Source organism: Nitrosopumilus sp. b2 (genome assembly GCF_014078535.1).
Taxonomy (GTDB): Archaea; Thermoproteota; Nitrososphaeria; order Nitrososphaerales; family Nitrosopumilaceae; genus Nitrosopumilus; species Nitrosopumilus piranensis.
On record NZ_MU078702.1, the window covers coordinates 430472 to 449314 of the forward strand.

General features: G+C 35.7%; 22 protein-coding genes. 13 read left to right on the forward strand and 9 right to left on the reverse strand.

Translation table 11 applies throughout. From position 1 onward, the window contains the following. Window positions 1–58: 58 nt before the first annotated feature. The gene (locus C6989_RS02545; protein WP_255464617.1) at window positions 59–325 is read right to left on the reverse strand and encodes a Rossmann-fold NAD(P)-binding domain-containing protein; all 267 of its coding nucleotides are present in this window, start codon (window positions 323–325) and stop codon (window positions 59–61) included. Window positions 326–451: 126 nt separating this feature from the next. On the opposite strand from C6989_RS02545, the gene C6989_RS02550 reads away from it, so the two are divergent. Next, the gene (locus C6989_RS02550; RefSeq protein ID WP_148702542.1) at window positions 452–832 is read left to right on the forward strand and encodes a hypothetical protein; all 381 of its coding nucleotides are present in this window, start codon (window positions 452–454) and stop codon (window positions 830–832) included. Window positions 833–835: 3 nt separating this feature from the next. Beyond that, window positions 836–2380, forward strand: coding sequence for an ABC1 kinase family protein (locus C6989_RS02555; RefSeq protein ID WP_148702543.1), 1545 nt, complete (start codon window positions 836–838; stop codon window positions 2378–2380). A gap of 3 nt (window positions 2381–2383) precedes the next feature. Here the strand turns inward: C6989_RS02555 and hsp14 are convergent, their stop codons facing one another. Further along, window positions 2384–2764, reverse strand: coding sequence for an archaeal heat shock protein Hsp14 (gene hsp14 / locus C6989_RS02560; protein ID WP_182126265.1), 381 nt, complete (start codon window positions 2762–2764; stop codon window positions 2384–2386). 66 nt (window positions 2765–2830) lie between these two features. Continuing rightward, on the reverse strand, window positions 2831–2953 hold the full coding sequence (locus C6989_RS10150; protein WP_255464618.1) for a hypothetical protein: 123 nt from the start codon (window positions 2951–2953) through the stop codon (window positions 2831–2833). A 100-nt stretch (window positions 2954–3053) separates the two neighbouring features. Here C6989_RS10150 and tmk point away from each other — a divergent pair, with 100 nt between their 5' ends. Genes tmk through pyrH form a run of 3 tightly spaced genes read left to right on the forward strand, consistent with a single transcriptional unit; the run spans window position 3054 to window position 5547 of the window. Further along, window positions 3054–3635, forward strand: a complete 582-nt coding sequence (tmk, locus tag C6989_RS02565) for a dTMP kinase (RefSeq protein ID WP_182126266.1) — start codon at window positions 3054–3056, stop codon at window positions 3633–3635. Continuing rightward, a complete protein-coding gene (locus C6989_RS02570; protein WP_148702546.1) occupies window positions 3632–4867 on the forward strand; it encodes an HD domain-containing protein in 1236 nt (411 codons plus the stop codon). Before tmk ends, C6989_RS02570 begins: the two co-directional genes overlap by 4 nt. Further along, a complete protein-coding gene (gene pyrH, locus C6989_RS02575) occupies window positions 4864–5547 on the forward strand; it encodes a UMP kinase (protein WP_148702547.1) in 684 nt (227 codons plus the stop codon). Before C6989_RS02570 ends, pyrH begins: the two co-directional genes overlap by 4 nt. Before the next feature lie 2 nt (window positions 5548–5549). On the opposite strand, the gene C6989_RS02580 is transcribed toward pyrH, so the two are convergent. Beyond that, on the reverse strand, window positions 5550–5900 hold the full coding sequence (locus C6989_RS02580; protein WP_148704084.1) for a hypothetical protein: 351 nt from the start codon (window positions 5898–5900) through the stop codon (window positions 5550–5552). Window positions 5901–5969: 69 nt separating this feature from the next. Between C6989_RS02580 and C6989_RS02585 the strand changes: the two genes are divergently transcribed. Further along, the gene (locus C6989_RS02585; RefSeq protein ID WP_148702548.1) at window positions 5970–6521 is read left to right on the forward strand and encodes a hypothetical protein; all 552 of its coding nucleotides are present in this window, start codon (window positions 5970–5972) and stop codon (window positions 6519–6521) included. 252 nt (window positions 6522–6773) lie between these two features. Here C6989_RS02585 and C6989_RS02590 read toward each other — a convergent pair whose 3' ends face one another. The 4 genes from C6989_RS02590 to C6989_RS02605 form a co-directional block, all read right to left on the reverse strand. Further along, window positions 6774–7421: a Dna2/Cas4 domain-containing protein gene (locus C6989_RS02590; protein ID WP_148702549.1), complete on the reverse strand. Its 648-nt coding sequence runs from the start codon at window positions 7419–7421 to the stop codon at window positions 6774–6776. Window positions 7422–7454: 33 nt separating this feature from the next. Next, complete coding sequence (locus C6989_RS02595) at window positions 7455–7691, reverse strand: hypothetical protein (protein WP_148702550.1); 237 nt, start codon at window positions 7689–7691, stop codon at window positions 7455–7457. A 10-nt stretch (window positions 7692–7701) separates the two neighbouring features. Continuing rightward, complete coding sequence (locus C6989_RS02600) at window positions 7702–8739, reverse strand: V0D/AC39 family V-type ATPase subunit (RefSeq protein WP_148704085.1); 1038 nt, start codon at window positions 8737–8739, stop codon at window positions 7702–7704. Between the two features lie 61 nt (window positions 8740–8800). Further along, window positions 8801–9466: a hypothetical protein gene (locus C6989_RS02605; protein WP_148702551.1), complete on the reverse strand. Its 666-nt coding sequence runs from the start codon at window positions 9464–9466 to the stop codon at window positions 8801–8803. A 129-nt stretch (window positions 9467–9595) separates the two neighbouring features. On the opposite strand from C6989_RS02605, the gene C6989_RS02610 reads away from it, so the two are divergent. From C6989_RS02610 to C6989_RS02620, 3 genes are all read left to right on the forward strand, one after another. After that, window positions 9596–11158, forward strand: a complete 1563-nt coding sequence (locus C6989_RS02610; protein WP_182126267.1) for an ammonium transporter — start codon at window positions 9596–9598, stop codon at window positions 11156–11158. 107 nt (window positions 11159–11265) lie between these two features. Then, window positions 11266–12042: a sulfurtransferase gene (locus C6989_RS02615; RefSeq protein WP_148702553.1), complete on the forward strand. Its 777-nt coding sequence runs from the start codon at window positions 11266–11268 to the stop codon at window positions 12040–12042. Between the two features lie 54 nt (window positions 12043–12096). Continuing rightward, the gene (locus tag C6989_RS02620; protein ID WP_182126268.1) at window positions 12097–12285 is read left to right on the forward strand and encodes a hypothetical protein; all 189 of its coding nucleotides are present in this window, start codon (window positions 12097–12099) and stop codon (window positions 12283–12285) included. On the opposite strand, the gene C6989_RS02625 is transcribed toward C6989_RS02620, so the two are convergent. Further along, window positions 12261–14360: a V-type ATP synthase subunit I gene (locus C6989_RS02625; RefSeq protein WP_182126269.1), complete on the reverse strand. Its 2100-nt coding sequence runs from the start codon at window positions 14358–14360 to the stop codon at window positions 12261–12263. The two genes, C6989_RS02620 and C6989_RS02625, sit on opposite strands and share 25 nt — an antisense overlap. A gap of 72 nt (window positions 14361–14432) precedes the next feature. Here C6989_RS02625 and C6989_RS02630 point away from each other — a divergent pair, with 72 nt between their 5' ends. The 4 genes from C6989_RS02630 to C6989_RS02645 are packed head-to-tail and all read left to right on the forward strand — an operon-like array spanning window position 14433 to window position 18843. Further along, window positions 14433–15047 (forward strand): V-type ATP synthase subunit E, encoded by a 615-nt coding sequence (locus tag C6989_RS02630; protein ID WP_148702555.1) that lies wholly within the window; start codon window positions 14433–14435, stop codon window positions 15045–15047. Between the two features lies 1 nt (window position 15048). After that, window positions 15049–16827 (forward strand): V-type ATP synthase subunit A, encoded by a 1779-nt coding sequence (locus C6989_RS02635; RefSeq protein WP_148702556.1) that lies wholly within the window; start codon window positions 15049–15051, stop codon window positions 16825–16827. After that, window positions 16824–18209: a V-type ATP synthase subunit B gene (locus C6989_RS02640; RefSeq protein WP_148702557.1), complete on the forward strand. Its 1386-nt coding sequence runs from the start codon at window positions 16824–16826 to the stop codon at window positions 18207–18209. Before C6989_RS02635 ends, C6989_RS02640 begins: the two co-directional genes overlap by 4 nt. A 4-nt stretch (window positions 18210–18213) precedes the next feature. Continuing rightward, entirely contained in the window at window positions 18214–18843 is a 630-nt protein-coding gene (locus C6989_RS02645) for a V-type ATP synthase subunit D (protein ID WP_148702558.1), read from the forward strand.

The following is an 18843-nucleotide window of genomic DNA, read 5'->3' on the forward strand; positions in this document are numbered from 1 at the left end:
ATTAAATTTTTAACTTGTTTTTTTGTGCCTAAACTCTGTTTTTTCTTCACTAATGACACTATCTTGATTTTTGCCATTTGATATTCTTCATAATGACATCTTTTCTCTCTCCAATTCTATCTTTGTAATGTAAAAGATCCTCTATTATGATCTTGATTTCATCATCAATTTCTCTTGTTCTCTTAAATCCTAATTTTTTTAATTTGTCATGATCAGCATTATAGTAATGTTTTTCAGACTCTGGTCTTGGGTTTTCTTTACTTTTTATCTCAACATTTAGTTCTTTTTCATTAGCATTTCTTTGAACCTTTTTTGCAATATCCATTACAGGCTATCAAAGATTTGACTGTCAAAGTAAAACAAAAGATTCACTCTGAAATAATTACAGTTTATTCTAAATAGGCTTGACATTATACCGTAAGATTATAAGCAATTACTAGATCTTGCGATCATGCCAAGGGATGAGATTGAAGTCCCAAAGGAATTACGTGAATTCATGCTAGATGGAGCTGAAGAAACTATCCTTGGACAAAAAAATGGTGCACTAAAACAATATCGTTATGGAAATTTACACATTAGAGAATATGATGATAAATTTCTAGTACATACTGATAAAATTGATCCAAGAAAAGATCCTGTGGGTCATCTTGTATATGATGCACCAGAAATTTTGATTGGTTTAGCTTGTGCAATATTTAGTGGAAGTAAAATCACAAAATCTGTATTTAATAATTCAAAAAAACTTTCTATAACATCGGGATTGATATCATCAATTCTTTCAGGATACATTGGATACGTTGCATCAAAAAAGGTCAAAACTTATTTGGAGTAAGTTATGTCTGCTGGAAGAACAATTCATGTATTAATCAAACTCCTACCCTCTATTCTTGCTCTACGTAAAGACAGAAAAAAATGGGTACAACAAGAAAAAAATACAATAGATTCTGAGCAATTTAGAAAAAATGCAAGAAAGGCTCTTGATACTTTTATTTCCTTGGGACCTGTATACATCAAGCTAGGTCAATGGTTGTCATCACGAGCAGATATCTTGCCTCAACCATATCTTGAAGAATTATCAAAATTACAAGATAGTGTTCCCTCTGCACCATTTGAACAAGTAAAACCAATTATTGAAAAAGATTTGGGACCAATTGATGATACATTTGATGATATTGATACCAACTCCATATCTGGTGCATCTTTAGGTCAAGTTTATCGAGGCACTATTTCTGGACAGCAGATTGTCATCAAGGTAAAAAGACCAGGTATTGAGAAAATTGTACGAGAAGATCTCAGGGTCTTAAAGAAAATTTTACCGTTGGCTTTGAGATTTGTTGATCCCAATCTAAGATATTCAGCAAAAGCGATGCTTGCCCAATTCATCGAAACTATTCGTGAGGAGATGGATTACACAAATGAATCTGAGAATCTCAAAAAAATCAAACAAGACATGGAAAATAACGACAAAGTAATTGTTCCTTCAGTTTATGATGATTATTCTTCAAAAAATGTTCTGACTATGGAGTACCTGCCTGGAATCAAAGTTACAAACGTGCAGGCACTTGATGAGAAAGGAGTTGACAGAGAGCAACTCGTAATTGATGTTCATAAGGTCTTTTTTACAATGCTTCTAAAACACTCTCTTTTTCATGCAGACCCCCACCCAGGAAACATTTCAGTTACTGATGATGGGAAATTGATTCTATATGATTATGGAATGGTAGGGCGAATAAATAATGAAACCCGATACAAACTCATCAGACTATATCTTGCTCTAGTTGAAAAAAATCCACCTAGAGTAGTTAATGCAATGGCAGAACTGGGAATGCTTACACCTGGATATAATAGACAAGTTATCGAAAAAGGAATTGAACTATCAATTCGTGCAATGTATGGAAACAAACCTGATGAGATGGAAGTTCAAAGTCTGATGGAGCTTGCAAATCAAACCATGAGTAAATTTCCTTTTGTTTTACCAAAGAATCTTGCCCTTTACATGAGGATGGCATCAATTATCGAAGGAATTTACAAAACACATGATGTTGATTTCAAGTTTGTCAAAGTTCTAAGAAATATTCTGCAAGAAGAAAATATGATCCCAAAGGCTTACGTTGAGGAATTAAAGATCTCATTTGAAAAATTCTCAAAATCAATTGAATCTGCATTACGATTAGGACCTGAAATGGAAAAATTTATGGCCGAATCTGAAATCTTTATGCAGAAAAGAAAACCTATAGTATTTCTTAGTGCAAGTATTTTTGCATCTGCAGTTTTTATTGGCTCAGTAGTTATGTATCAAACAAATGAAACTCTTGGGATTACTGGAATGATTACATCTGGTTTGATAATGATAGGCTCTTCAATCTTTAGGAAATACTAGTACCTATTCTATTGAGATATCTTTTCCTTTCTTAGTTACTGGAATTACGAGTGTCAAAACACCGTCTTCATATTTTGCTGAACTAATTTTTTCTTCACCTTGTTTGATATCGATTGGAAGTCGTATTTTTTTATCAATAATGTTTGGTCTCTGTTTTGAAATTAGTGATTTAGACTCTCTCTTATCTATTTCCTTGCATGCTTGAATTGAAAGTATATCTCCACACAATGTCAGCTTGATGTCTTTTTTTGCAAATCCCGGGATGTCGATGATGACTTTGAGATTATCAGAACTAAGATACATGTCAATTGGTGGTAAAACAAACTCGTAGAACTCTCGTGATTTATTTCCAATCTCTTTGATCACTTCTTTTACTAATCCCATTTCGTGTTATGTGGTAAATTTTTAGTTATAAATCTTAATAGAAATATTGGTAAAAAACAAAAAAGTTTAGGATGATTTTGAGCCTTCTAAAACTCCTGAATCGCCATGAATTCTGTCAATATGCTTTGAAAGATCATCTTTACTCTCAAAAACTGATTCACAATAAGGACATGAGATTTCTTCAGCCATAGACTTAATTCCTTTTAGCAGATATTAAACAATTCGTAAATTCTCACAAAAACTGCTTTGATAGATTTTTAATCAATTACTTTCTCTGTTTTGATAACTTATGATAATTGTAATTGAGGGTGGAGATCAAGCAGGAAAGCTAACACAGTCAACTATGCTAGAAAAGGCACTTAAAAAAAGGAAAATTAAAACTAAATTGTTTCATTTTCCAAACTACAAAACACCTGTTGGAAAAGAGATTAGAAAATATCTTGATGGAAAAAGAAAGTTTCCTCCCCAAGTCATTCACTGTCTTTTAGCTGCAAACAGATGGGAAAAGCTAGATCAAATCTTAGATGCACAAGAAAAAAACTCTGTTCTAATAATGAATCGATACTATCAGTCAAATCTTGTATATGGATTGGCAAATGGAATGAAGCAAAAATGGCTAGAAACTTTGGATGAAGGACTACCAAAGGCAGATCTTGTAATTTTGCTTGATGTGACTCAGAAAGAATCCTTTAGCAGACAAAAAACTAACAGAGACAAATTTGAAAAAAATGAAGAATTTCTTAGAAAAATTTCTAAAATCTATAAAACAACCGCAAAGAAAAAACGCTGGAAAGTAATTGACGCATCAAAATCTAAAGAAGAAGTACACAAAGAAATCATGAAAACATTTTCAAAGAAAATAGGATTATGAAAAAAAATTATCTAGACATAATAGATCCCATTCATGATTTTATCAGAGTATATGACCATGAACTATCAATAATTGACAATTCGATTTTTCAGAGACTAAGAAGGATAAGACAGCTATCTGGAGCTCATCTGACATATCCGGCAGCTCAGCATACAAGATTTGAGCACTCCCTTGGAGTTATGCACATTGCAAGTCAGGCAGGTCATGCATTAAATGAAAAAGGATTTCTCAAATCCGATGACATTGAAATTCTTAGATTAGCCGGTCTCTTACATGATATTGGTCATGGTCCTTTCTCGCATCTATTTGAAGAGATAATTCAAGAAAAGAAAATCTCTCATGAGGACTTTGGAAAAGAGATTATTTTAAAATCTGAGATTGGTGATATCTTGACAAAAAATGGGTTTGATAAAAAACTCATAACAAAAATTGCGTTTGGTGATTCAAAATTTCAATACCTCAATGAGATTGTATCCGGTGCTCTCAGTGCAGATATGATGGATTACTTACTTCGAGATGGTTATTTCACAGGAGCAGAGCACGCAAAAATTGATCATAAGAGAATTACACAATCCCTTGATGTTCATCAAAAGAAACTTGCTTTGGAGCGCTCTGCATTATACTCCTTTGAATCAATGATGCATTCAAGATATCAAATGTTCAAGGCAGTCTATTTTCACAAGACTGTAAGGGCAGCAGAAGTTATGTTACTTGAAGCATTAAGATCTTCAGATGATGAATTTGGTTTTTCCACTTTTAATCTAGATGAATTCATTCAACTAACAGATGAATACATTCTTTCAAGTCTAGTTTCATCAAAATCTTCTAAATTAAAACGGGCAAGAAAGTTTGCACAAGACTATCAAAACAGGAAATTACTCAAATGTGTGTTTGAGAGTATTCTGACAAGCAGAAAAAATCTAAAGAAAATAAAAACTACTGATCTTAGAGATGCCATTTCTAAAAAATCCAAAGTAGCAGAAAACGAGATCTTCGTTGATAGCTCAGTCACCCCCTCAATTCCACTTGCACCCTCAAAAAATGAGTCAAAATCTATTATTTTGATTACAAGTGATAATGGAAAATCATCCGCAAAAGAGATGCCTATATCAGAGATACCTGTGGTTTCAGCGATTTCGGGATTTATGAATATTCTTAGAATATACACCTATCAGAAGAACAGAAAAAAAGTTGAAATTGCCGCAAAATCCATCATTGGTGAACTAGAATGAAAAAGAGAATCGTAATCAAATTATCTGGCCGAGTTTTTGCCATGGATAATGTCAAACTCTTAAAAGATTGGGCACAGTTTCTAGTAAAAATTAGCAAGGTCTGCCAGCCAATAATCATTACTGGTGGTGGAAACATAGCTAGACACTACATTAATCATGCAAGATCTTCAGGAGCTGATGAATCAACTCTTGATGAATTGGGAATTGAAATTTCCAGACTAAATGCAAAACTGTTGATTTATGCTCTCAAAAACAAGGCATATTCTCATCCTCCAACTACCTTACAAGAAGTTAGACATGCAGTAGATGATGGATTAATTGTTGTAACAGGAGGATTGCATCCTGGTCAAAGTACCAATGGAACCGCAGCATTGATTGCTGAAAAAGTAAAAGCTGAACAATTTCTTAATGCCACTGATGTTGATGGAGTCTATGACATGGATCCAAACAAATTCAAAAAAGCAAAAAAATTCAAACGAATCGAACTAAAAAATCTCAAAAATATGTTAATTCATGAAGACTCAGTTGCAGGAGGATATGATCTGATGGATATAGTTGCTCTAAAAATTATTGAGCGCTCAAAAATCAAAACAAGAATTCTCAAAGCCAACCCAAAAATTATTGAAAAAGCCATTAAAGGCGGTAATATGGGAACTGAGATAATTATTCCCTCAAAATAATTTTAGGATTCATTTTGAATTGTAGGTCTAGTCTGAGACCAAATCTGAATCTCTTTTCCTTTGTACTCATCCATTCCTGATTCTCTGAGTTTTTTGTAAATTGATAGGGCTTCTTCCTTGTCTACTGCCTTTGATTGAGCCTTGGTATATCCATCCTTGTCTACAATTATGGCAACATACCCTTCTTCTGAATTGATTACAGCAGTAAAATCTTCATCTCCAACAGGTTGAAAATTACCATCAACTTTCTTTGTAGTCAAAGTTAGCATCCCAAATCCTGCTGCTTCAAACATCTTCATTTGAGATTTTCCTGCTCTTTGTTTTCCTTGTTGTACTGCTTGAAAGTACTGCATAATTTTTTCTCCCTCCAATGGTATAATAACTATCTCAACATTTAAGATATCTAGAGAGTTTATAAAATTATGAACCCAAAGATTTTTGTTGGAATTGCAATTGCAGCACTTGCTGCTATTTTGGGTGGAATACTACTTGTGGGGCCTTCAATAGATCTAGAATCCCCAGAACAAATTTCTAATACTAACATTCCACAAGTTCAACCAATTCAAATCGAATTAGAGGAAATTAATGTCTCAAAAATCTCAGAGCGTTCTGCTACAATTGATATTGCATTTAAAATTTCAAATCCTAATACTCGTTCTATGATTGTTACAACCATGGACTATCAATTATTTGAAACAGGGTATTCTGAATCTGAACAAATTGGTGGAGGTCAAATTGGACACAGAGCTGAAGGGATGGTGGAGTTTGGTTCAAATTACTATACTCTACTTGGTGAAAATTCAATAGTTCTGCGAGATGAAATTGTGTTGAAAAATTCTGGTAATACTCCTGAACTGTGGTCTGCTTTGGAATCTAATACCAATACATGGAGAGTTTCAGGTAATGTGTTTTACAATTTGAGTTCTATGACAAGCGGACAAGAAAACGAACTTCGCTTTGAATTTACTCAGTAAATTCCAATAGTATCATAAAATTATAAAATTATGATAATTTGTTTTTAGTGACAAAATATTGGCAAAGTTATAAAAGCTATATCATTGGGATTTTATCAAATGGCAGAAGCAGGAATGGCCGCATATGGCGCAGCAGCAGGAGTCGCAATTGCACTAGCAGTAGTGTGTTTCGCTCTTCGTGGTAAGGGACACCCTGAACCACTAGAATAATTAAAGGAATTTTTCCTTTACAATATTTTTCATTTATCTAAACTAATCTTTCTTACTCAAACCTAGCATTTCTGAGAGAGACGTCTGCTTGGTGTTCTTCTTTTTTGTAAAACATCTCTCATAATATTGGCATTCATTGCACTCAGTGGATGGCTCTAAGATTGGTGTCTTTTGCTCTTTGAGTAAGTTGTTGAGAACTCTAACTCTACGTATAGTATCTTCAAACATCTTTTTGTTACGTGTTAATGAAAATGTTGTCTCTTTTCTATCTCCTGTGATGTATATAACAATCCCGTCTTCTTTGTCATATATCCACATGCATGCATTAAGATACAAAACATCACTTGCATGAGGATTTTCTAATTCCTCAGTAGCAGATCTGAATAAGAGGATTGCATCATCCACAATCATATCTGCCTGCCCTCGAAGTTTGATATCGTTAATATCAAAATCCTTTGGGTCACTTCCATATTGTAATTTTCTTAATAATCCTGAAAGAAGTTCATTGAATCCCCTTCTTTCGATTTCCTGAGGTTCTATTCTGTCATAGTATGAGCGCCTCATACACCTAACCACTTCTGGAAGGTGGATAGTTTGAATGTCTTTAGAATCTATATCGATCTCTAACTCATTTCCAATTGATTTTAAGGCGTTTTGAATAGTAGTTCTATAGTCTCTGTCTCCCATCATAATGCATTATCTTCTCTCATCATCTCTTAAGGTTTAGCTCATAATCTTAGTGATTGCCTTTGAAATCCTACCTGAAAAAGCAAGCGTGACAAAGTGTACTCCAAAGCCAATAACTGCTCCAATTACTAGTTCTCCTGTCATAAAGTAGATCCCTAAGAATAATCCCAATGGAGGCAATGTGAAAATCATTGCCAAAAATGAACTTACCCAGATTGTATTTACTAAAACTTCAGCAGAAACATCGGTTTTTTTCTTTGAAGGATTAAACATCTCAGAATTCCTATTCTTCTTCTAGGATTAATTTTGACATTGTTGTCTCAGTTGGAATCTTTTGCTCAACTGCAAAAGCAATTGCTGCCAGGTTCCTTACCTCAAATGCTGTTAATTTGGTAATCCCTACAATTGTTGCAAAGCTAAACATCTTTGTAAATGATCTAAGTGATGCTTTGTAAATTTGCATCTCAAATGCTCTTTCAAATTCTGCAATTGCATCTAACTCGTTTTCAACTTGTGGGACAAGTTCTTTGTATTTTGTACTAGATAGTTCATTGAATGCATCTCTTACCGTTCCAGCTGCCATCATTCTTCCAAGCAATTCTCTTGCAGGTGGACTAGTAGAAATTATCAAGTCTTGAATCTGGTCTTCTTGTAACCCCCAGAACTTTCCTCTAATGACACTAAGAATATTGTAAAAGTCGATATCCATTGCAACTAATTTTGTTGCCTCTTTATCAGAATAATTTTTCATCGCGCCAGCCAAATATTGATATAAAATTTTATCAAAATATGTGTCAATAATCTGGACATTCTTTTTCTCATTGTATAGTGCTGCAGCCTTTGCAATCTCTTCTCCAAATTGAGCAGAGTTCAAACTTGCAACTGCCTCCTCAAAATCTTTGGCAACTAAAGCCTTGACAACAATATCTCTTTGTTTGATTAATTCTTCTGCGTGAAGATTAACATGAGTCTCAATCTCTTCTTGTGATTTTCCAAGTACCTTGCCTTTGAGAATTAGTTTCAGATTTGAAACAATAAATTTCATGTAATATGCATCAAGAACTCCAGAGTTTCCTGAAGTTTTTGCAATAGAATAATGGATATCTGCTAGTTTGCTTCTTAGGGCATTTTCAATGCTTTGAGAAGTAAATGGTTTTTGAACATCGGCTACTGCCTCTCCATAAACGGTATTTTTGATTCTAGTCATCAACTCTTCCAAGTCCCTAGATTCTGCTAATGTTTGAAAATCTGCTTTTGTCAGTAATTTGCCTCTTTTGCTGTAGGCCTTAACAGAAGCATAGACATTCTTAGAACCGCCCATTTCGATCAATCTCAATAGGCAACTGATTTTAATGTTTGGCGATCTAGTCTAGGAACAAATTCTAAGTAATTTTATCAAGGAATTTGATGGCATCCTCTTTTTCCTGTTTTGATAGTTTGACAAAGGCAGATAGAATCTCCTTTTGAATAATCAATGATTCATCTGAAATATCTCTTAGTTCTGAGAGATCAAATGGAAGAAGTTCCTTTATCTTGTTATCGCAAAATGCCTTGACATACTTCTTGAAAATCGAATATGTGAAATTTGGACTGGTCGCCAAAAGACTAGATAGGATTTTTTCAAACTCTTTTTCTTTAGGTTCAGACTTTGCAAAAAATTCTGCTAGCAAATTCTCCCGATTTTTAATGTCATTTATTGAAAGAGCAATCAAAATGCCTTTTTTTGTTAGGTGATAATATGGAATACCTTTTTCCTGAAGGGCTTTAGGTCCTCTTTGAAGAGGCAATCTCCCATCTTCTTCGGCAATTCCCATTGGAAGAAGAATCTCATCTAGATCGCGAAAAATACCTGAATAGATATTCTTCCACGCAATTCCTTGTTTCTCTGCCATTTTTTGAGATAGCCCTGTTCTGGTTCTTTCAGCAGGATTAGCATTGCTTGCAAGAATTCCGATGATCGCTCTTTGTCTTTGTGCTTCCCCTGTCAAGTCCTCTCCTTTGGTCTTGAAAGTATCAAAAATTGCTAGTTTAGTATTTGATTTTCCCATATTCGTATTCCGTTAGCATAATTTTCATATTTTATGTTAGTATCAGAATATACTAAAATATAATAATTTACTTTATTGAATATTTTGGAGTTTCCAACCCTTAAATAAAATCCAATTTCGATAAATTCAATGAATTCTAGGAACTACAAGTATGCTCTATTACTTGTAGCCGCAGTATCCATCACAGCAGCAGGTGCTATGTCACAGGCATATGCACAAAGTGTTGAAGATGGTATGGACGGATATGTCAAAGGAACCAGTGGAATTTACACTGGCAATCCTAACGAGTGTTGGTTTGATGATGGCGAAGGTGGCATGCTACCTTGTATGATTGATACAGGTGATACAGCATGGATGCTTACAGCAACATCAATGGTACTCTTCATGTCTCCAGGTGTCGGTTTCTTTTATGGCGGTTTAGCCAGATCAAAGAATATCGTCAACGTACTTGGTATGACTCTCATTGTTATGGGTCTCATGTCAGTACAATGGGTTCTATGGGGATACTCACTAGCATTTGGTAGTATTGACAATGACGCAAACCTATTCATGGGTAACTTAGATTATGTTGGATTCAACATGGTATCTGCTTGGGCACCGTTAGGTGAAGTAGGTCCTTGTCACGATACATGGTCTGCAGCTTATCAGATGAATGAGTTTAAGGAAGGCGATTACTGTAGTCAAGGTTGGCCAGGTACTGTACCTCACCAACTATTTGCAATGTTCCAAGCAACATTTGCAATTATCACACCAGTTCTAATTATTGGTGGATTGATTGACAGAATCAAATTCAGCGCATTGATAATATTCGTACTCTTATGGGGAACCTTCGTTTATGATCCAATAGCACATTGGGTCTGGGGAGGAGGATACATAGGAGGAGGTTCGTTAGACCTTGATCCAGATCTATCACCATCGTATGCATTAGACTTTGCAGGTGGTACTGTAGTACACATTTCTTCCGGATTCGCTGCATTGGCAGGAGCCTTAGTCCTTGGCAGAAGACTTGGATATGGCAAAGTGCCAATGGAACCACACAACATCCCAATGGTTGTCCTCGGAGCAGGTATACTGTGGTTTGGATGGTTTGGTTTCAATGCAGGAAGTGAAGTAATGGTAGACGGCATTACCGTCAGCGCATGGACTGTTACAAATACAGCAACTGGTATGGCAGCAATTACATGGGTCCTTATGTCATGGGCACATACAGGAAAACCAAGTATTGTTGGTGCTGCATCAGGTGTAGTAGCAGGATTGGTAGCAATCACTCCAGCCTCTGGTTGGGTAGGTCCAATGGCCGCAATTATAATTGGTATTGCAGCTGGTGCAATTTGTTATGCAAGTGTATCACTTAAGAACGCACGCAAGTGGGATGACGCATTAGATGTATGGGGAGTACATGGAATGGGTGGTCTTACAGGTGCAATTTTGACTGGTACATTAGCAAGTCCACATGTATGGGATACTGGAGACGGTATTGGTGCATGGACTGGCACTGCAGAAGGAATGGAACAGCAAGCAATCAGCATTATTGCAGCAGCAATGTCAATTGCTTATGCATTTGGTGTAACCATTGTAATTCTCAAGGTAATGGATGCCGTATGGCCTGGCGGAATCAGAGTCACTCCTAAAGAAGAGGAGATTGGTCTCGATTTGGCTCAGCACGGAGAAAGAGCATACGTAAACGAATAGAAAAAACCCTTTTCTTTTCTTCTTTTTATTATTCACTCTCTAATCAATGATTTAATGCATTTTGTCATAAATCAAAGAAATTAATTTGATTGTTCAAAGTCTATTGTATGTTAATTTCTACATCTGAACTAAATTCAATTCTAAATAATACTAATGTCATAATAGCTGACACTCGCTCTTTCAAGGAATACTTTGAAGGCCATATTCCAGGAGCAGTTCATTTAGACTTGTTTGCATTTCATTGGATTGATACTACAAAACAAGGAATTGAAAATTTCAACAACCAGTCAAAATCTTTGTTGTCTTTTCTTGGAGTAACTCCTGAAAAAAAAGTCATCTTTTATGATTCAGTTTCTGGAATGCTTTCAGCTAGAGGTGTTTGGATGTTGATGTATTTTTCTCATCCAAGCGTTATGATGCTTGATGGCGGAATAACAAAATGGCAAAAAGAAAATCTTCCACTTGAAACAAAACCAAATGGTTTCAAGCCATCTGAATTTTCAGGAAAAACTAATCCTGAGATAATTTCAGGATTTGAGCATATTCGGGATAATCTTGAAAATGCGAAAATACTAGATGCTCGTTCTGCTGGAGAATATGATGGTAGTACTGTCCGTGCTGCCCAATCTGGACACATCCCAAATGCAATCAACATTGATTGGAATCAGAATCTCAAAGAAGATGGGACTTTCAAAAGCGATGAGGAATTATCCAAAATATATGATTTTCCAAGAGACACTGAAATCATAACTTATTGTCAGGGGGCATACAGAGCTGCCAATACATTTTTGGTCTTGAAAAAACTTGGATTTGAAAATGTCAAAGTCTATTTGGGTTCGTGGGGAGAATGGGGAAATAAAATGGAACTTCCTGTAGAAAAATAAAATCATGTTTAAAATTTTTAGATCCTTTATCTAAAATCACTTCAAGTATTCTTTATGGGATTTTTAAAGAAACTCAAAGATACTACTGAAAAAGGCATTGAGAAAGGAACTGATCTTGGCAAGAAAGGCGTAGAACTTGGAACCAAGGAATTTGAGGAAACCATAGATGCTGCCAAAAAAAGATTCTATAAATCTAAAGGAGACTATTTTTCTAGATTTTATTTTCTTTTCCAAATGAATTGATTGTAAATCAACTCTGGTCTAATTTGTCTAAATGGTTGTGAGCCACCTACATACCACTTTGTGAAGAATTCATACAAGTGCAACCTGAGAGACTGAATGTATACGATTAATCCTTCAATCATCATAATTCCTAAATTACCTCCAATTATCATTGCCATTGCAGCACCTGATGATGCTCCACCAAGTGAGGTGAATGCATTGTTTACTGTCAGCAGCAGCGCTGCATGTACCAATAACATAATTCCAAGTCTAGCATAACTAATTGTATGAGCTAAACTTTCTACTGTCTTTCCAAGTAAGACTTCCATGATGACACTTGCTGGATCTGCTCCATCTTCTGGATGCTTTTTTGCGTGCATCACACCACCGACCATCATGATTACCATTGATGCAATTACTGTGATTACTGCAATTCTAGTTACAATCCAAACTTGTGCCCATTCGCCTAAGAACATTGTAACCCATGGAACTGGTTCTGTGTGAACTTTGGAATACATATTCATTACATCATATTGAGAACCAATTGCACACATCATGATAACTACAATTCCACCATAAAGTGTAATGTTTGGAATTGCTTCAGTAAACATTACCATCTTGTGTCCTTCTTTAGCTAATCTGATAATTCTCAAAACCATTGCCCAAACAAGATGTACAATTCCTAAGAATAATGAAACTTTGAGGATATCAATTACTTGCTCAAATGTTAACTCTGCAACACTTAGGATTCCTACTAACCAGCTAACAGAATGTAATGCTCCACCTTCTTCTAACAATCCTTCAAATGGACCCATATGATCAATGTGATAACCAAACGCTTCTCCTGCACCAACACCAGCTATTGCTGCTGCTGCACCAGAGATTGCAATGAGCATTCCCCATCTTGAAAGTTCACCTTGTCCCTTTACTTTGAATAAAAGTCCCATTCCCATGAGTAACAATCCGTGACCCATATCTGCAAACATCAATCCGTAGAAGATTGGCCACATAAGTGCAATCATTGGTGTTGGGTCTGGCTCACCATGCTTTGGGATTCCCTGACTTTTTGTAATTACTTCAAATGTTCTAACGAATCTCTTATTGTCAAATAATGTTGGGATTTGCTCCTTTAGTTTTGGGTCAGTAATGTCTTCTACAACTGATGTCCATTGTTTGGTTGAGTCTTTGAATTTTGATTCCATCTTTGCTGGAATGAATCCCTGAATTACTGCAAAATTTTTGGTCCCACCTGGTTTTCTCAGAGTCTCAAGAACATCTTTTGCAACCATTGCTTTTTCATGAATAGATAAAATATCGCGTCTACTTTTCTTTGTTAATTTTGCTAACTGTTTTTTGATTTTTGCTTGTTTTTCAGTTAGTTCCTTTATTTTTGATTCAGCAAGTGCATATGCCTCACTAGGAACTTGTGGAAATCCCTCTGGAATTTTAAATGAATTGGAATTGAAACTTCTTAGGACTTTGAGAACTTTTTCAGAATCTTTGGTATCAGAAATTACCAAAATTGCAGATTTTTCCTTGCTATCCAAATCATATTTGTAAATTGTAATGTCTTCAAGAGAGCGACTAATCTCTTCATAGTCTGCAGTATCAATCACAAAGAGATTTGTGAAAAAGTACTTCATTAAACCAAATCCAGAAATATCCATGTTTAACTTCTTGATGATTTCTAAAGTCTCTTTGAGTGAAGTGTATTCCTCAATTGATGTTCTTGTGTTTGCAGCATCTTCAAGTAATTTTCTTGGTTCCTCAATAATGGATGGTGCCTCTTTTTCCAAGTCTGCAACCATCTCTTCAATTTCATTAATCTCATAGTCTTTTTTCTTGATTACAGTTCCTTTGAACATAATCTCCATAATTCCTACTGTTGGTGGAATTCCCATTCCTTTGACTACATCGTCAATTGACTGAAATGTTTGTTGTGCTTTTAACAGAAGATCGTCAATTTCAGGTGTTACCAAATCATTTGCAGAATCAACTTTATGATACCACTCAAATTCAGTTAATCTCGAAATTGCTTTTGGAGATTCACTTCTTGGCAAAATTACGCTTCCAAGTTTCAGATCGGCTGTTCCCAAGACAAATTTTGGGTATTTTCATTGAGTTTAATATCTTTCTGATGGCATCTTTCCCAAACATTAAAATCTATTATGGATGAACGGCACCCATTGGCATCTAATTCTTTAGAAGTTACAATTGATAAAATTCTAAAAAATACCGAAAATGATGTCCTTTCAAATATCAAGTCTGCTCTTGATGAGTCACAACAAAATCTTGATGATTCTATTCCTAAATTAGAAAGTGAATATGATAAAATCCTCTCAGATGGCAAAAAGGAAGCCGAAAAAATTGAAAAGCAGATTATCGGAAGTGCCGATATTGAGGCTAGAAACAAGCAATTAATGGCATTAGAGGAGGCAGTTGACAAGGTATTTTCTAAAGCACTCGATCAAATTGCAAATGCTGATCGCAGTGGTGATTATTCTAATCTGATTAAAACTATGATTGAAGAAGCAACTCAAATTTTGGGAACTTCAGAAATTACAGTTTCTACAAATGCAAAAGACAAAGACGTAGTTCAATCAACTTTATCACAATTCTCAGGAGCTGAAATGTCTTCTGAAACAATTGATTGTCTTGGTGGAATTGTTGTAAAATCAAAAGATGGTGCAATGACATTTGATAATACCATTGATGCAAGAATTGAACGTCTGAAGCCTTTAATAAGGAAAGAGATTGCATCCAAATTCGGGGTAGGAGAATAGAATGGTAGCTCAAGGTAGAATTGTTTGGGTAAGTGGTCCTGCAGTTAGGGCCGATGGTATGTCTGAAGCAAAGATGTACGAAACTGTAACTGTTGGAAATTCAAAATTAGTTGGCGAAGTAATTAGATTAACTGGAGATGTAGCATTTATCCAAGTTTATGAATCAACAAGTGGATTAAAGCCAGGTGAACCTGTAGTTGGTACTGGAAACCCACTAAGTGTTTTGTTAGGTCCTGGAATTATTGGACAACTTTATGACGGAATTCAAAGACCACTAAGAGAATTATCAAAAGCATCTGGTTCCTTTATCGGAAGAGGTATTACAACTACTCCAGTTGACATGACCAAAAAGTATCACTTTGTCCCATCCGTTAGTAATGGTGATGAAGTTGCAGCAGGAAATGTAATTGGAATTGTACAAGAGACTGATCTTATTGAGCACTCTATTATGGTTCCACCAGACCACAAAGGTGGAAAAATTTCAAACTTGGTATCAGAAGGAGATTATGATTTAGAAACTGTATTGGCAACAACTGAGAAAGACGGTCAAACTGTTGAACTCAAAATGTATCACAGATGGCCTGTAAGAAAACCACGTCCATACAAGAACAGATATGATCCTACAGTTCCATTACTTACTGGTCAACGTGTAATTGATACATTCTTCCCAATTGCAAAGGGTGGAACCGGCTCAATTCCAGGAGCATTTGGAACAGGTAAGACTGTAACACTACACCAAATTGCAAAATGGGCAGATTCCCAAGTTGTAGTTTACATCGGTTGCGGTGAAAGAGGAAACGAAATGACAGAAGTACTTGTAGAATTCCCACACCTCAAAGATCCACGTAGTGGAAAACCACTCATGGATCGAACTGTACTTGTTGCAAATACTAGTAACATGCCAGTAGCAGCAAGAGAGGCAAGTATCTACACTGGTGTAACAATTGCAGAATATTATAGAGATATGGGTAAAGACGTTGTACTTGTAGCAGATTCAACAAGTAGATGGGCAGAAGCACTCAGAGAGATGAGTGGTAGATTAGAAGAGATGCCAGCAGAAGAAGGTTATCCATCATATCTTGCATCACGATTAGCAGAATTTTATGAAAGAGCAGGACGTGTTAGAGCATCTGGAAGTCCAGACCGTGATGGTTCTGTAACTTTGATTGGTGCTGTGTCACCATCTGGTGGTGACTTTACAGAACCAGTTACAACTCACACCATGAGATTTATCAAAACATTCTGGGCCTTAGATGCAAAATTAGCATATTCTAGACACTACCCATCAATTAATTGGATGAACAGTTATTCTGGTTATCTTGCAGACATTGCAAAGTGGTGGGGTGAGAACATCAACGAAGATTGGTTGAATCTCAGAAGTGAAGTCTATGGTGTCTTGCAAAGAGAAGATACACTAAAAGAAATTGTTAGACTATTAGGACCTGAAGCACTTCCAGATGAAGAAAAATTAATTCTAGAAGTTGCAAGAATGGTCAAGATTGGTCTCTTACAGCAAAACTCATTTGATGATGTTGACACTTATTGTAGTCCAGAAAAACAATACAAACTAATGAAATTACTAGTTGACTTTTACAAGAAAGGTCAGCAAGCAATCAAAGAAGGAACTCCTCTTGCTGATATTCGTGCAATGAAAAGTATTACTTCAATTCTTAAAGCAAGAATGGATATCAAAGATGATGAGATGCCAAAACTTGATAAATTAGATGCAGATATGCAAGCAGAATTTAAATCAATTACAGGAGTGAAAGTAACAAATTGACAGTAGAAGGCGGAGTTCAATACAGTAAGATTGCAGAAATCAAAGGTCCTCTAGTTATTGTAGATGACGTTGAGAATGCAGCATTTGATGAGTTAGTTGAAATTGAAACTAAAGATGGTGAAAGAAGATTAGGCAAAGTTCTCGAAGTTGGAAATGGTAAAGCCATTGTCCAAGTTTTTGAGGGAACAACTGGATTATCTATCTCTGGAACCAATGCAAAATTTGTTGGCAAAGTTATGGAAATGCCAGTATCAAGAGAAGTACTTGGTAGAGTCTTTGATGGTTTAGGCAGACCAAAAGATGGACTTCCAGATCCAATTGCTGATTCATTTATTGATATTAACGGCGAACCAATGAACCCAGAACAACGTGAATATCCAAAAGATTTCATTCAAACTGGTGTATCTGTAATTGACGGAATGATTACTCTAGTTAGAGGACAAAAACTTCCAATCTTCTCAGGTTCTGGTATGTCTCACAACCTTTTAGCAGCACAAATTGCAAGACAAGCAAGTGTAATTGGTACACAAGATGACTTTGCAGTAGTCTTTGCAGCAATTGGTGTGCAGTACAGTGAAGCAGAATATTTCAGAAGAAGCCTTGAAGAATCTGGTGCTCTTAAGAGAAGTGTTCTATTTCTAAACACAGCAGACGATCCTGCAATTGAGAGAATTATTACTCCTCGTGTAGCATTAACTGTCGCTGAATATTTGGCATTTGAACTAGGAATGCATGTTCTGGTAATTCTTACAGATATGACAAACTATGCAGAGGCACTAAGAGAGATTAGTGCAGCAAGAGAAGAAGTACCTGGAAGAAAAGGTTATCCTGGTTATCTTTACACTGACCTTTCAACAATTTATGAAAGAGCAGGAAAATTAAATGGAAAGAAAGGAAGTGTCACACAAGTTCCAATCTTGTCAATGCCTTCAGATGATATTACTCACCCTATCCCTGACCTTACTGGTTACATTACTGAAGGACAAATTGTACTTGGTAGAGATTTGTTCAGACAAGGAGTATATCCACCAGTAAACATCTTGATGAGCCTTTCAAGATTGATGAAAGATGGAATTGGTGAAGGAAGTACCAGAGCAGATCATGGTGAAATTTCTAATCAAGTTTATGACGCATATTCTAGAGCACAAGAAGTTAGAGCACTTGCAGGTATTGTAGGTAAAGCAGGACTTACTGAAATTGATTTGAAATACATGGATGTTGGTGATGTCTTTGAAAATGAATTCCTCTCACAGGCAACTGATGAGAATAGAACCATTGAAGAGACACTTGGTGTATTATGGAAGATTGTATCTAAACTACCAAAGAACGAAATTACAAAAATCAAAGATAAATACGTAGATCAATATTACAAGGAAGAGTAACAAAATGTCGTTTGGACAAAATGTTGCTGCCACAAAAATTGAACTTTTCAAATACAAAAAATCTAGCCAAGTAGCCGTAATGGTTCAGAAAATTTTAGATGATAAACGTAAAGTTCTTCTAAAAAACATTGAGGAGATGATTGAGGAAGCCTCAAAAGCAAGAGGTGGAATCTGGGAACCTCTTCAAGACATCTATAGTTCTGTTAATGAGGCATATCTTGCATTAGGAACTTCAACTGTAGACTCTGTTTCTGAATCTACCCCTGCTGTCATGGAAGTAGATGTTAATGTTCGAAGAGTAGTTGATGTAAAAATTCCTGCACTAACTGTAACTGAAAAAGATACAAAATCAATGCCATATGGATTTGCCGATACAAACTCCTCTATTGATAGAGCAGCAAAACAGATCAAAGAACTATTGCCAAAAATATGCAAAGCTGCAGAATATGAAAACTCTATCTTCAGTCTTGCAAAAGCATTAGAAAAGACTCAGAAATTACTTAACGCCCTTGAAAATGTAATTATTCCTCAATATCAACAAAAGGTGAGGTTCATTATTGCTACCCTTGAGGAAAGAGAAAGAGAGGAATTCGCAAAGTTAAAAAAAGTCAAGGCTAAGATGGAGAGCAGGTAA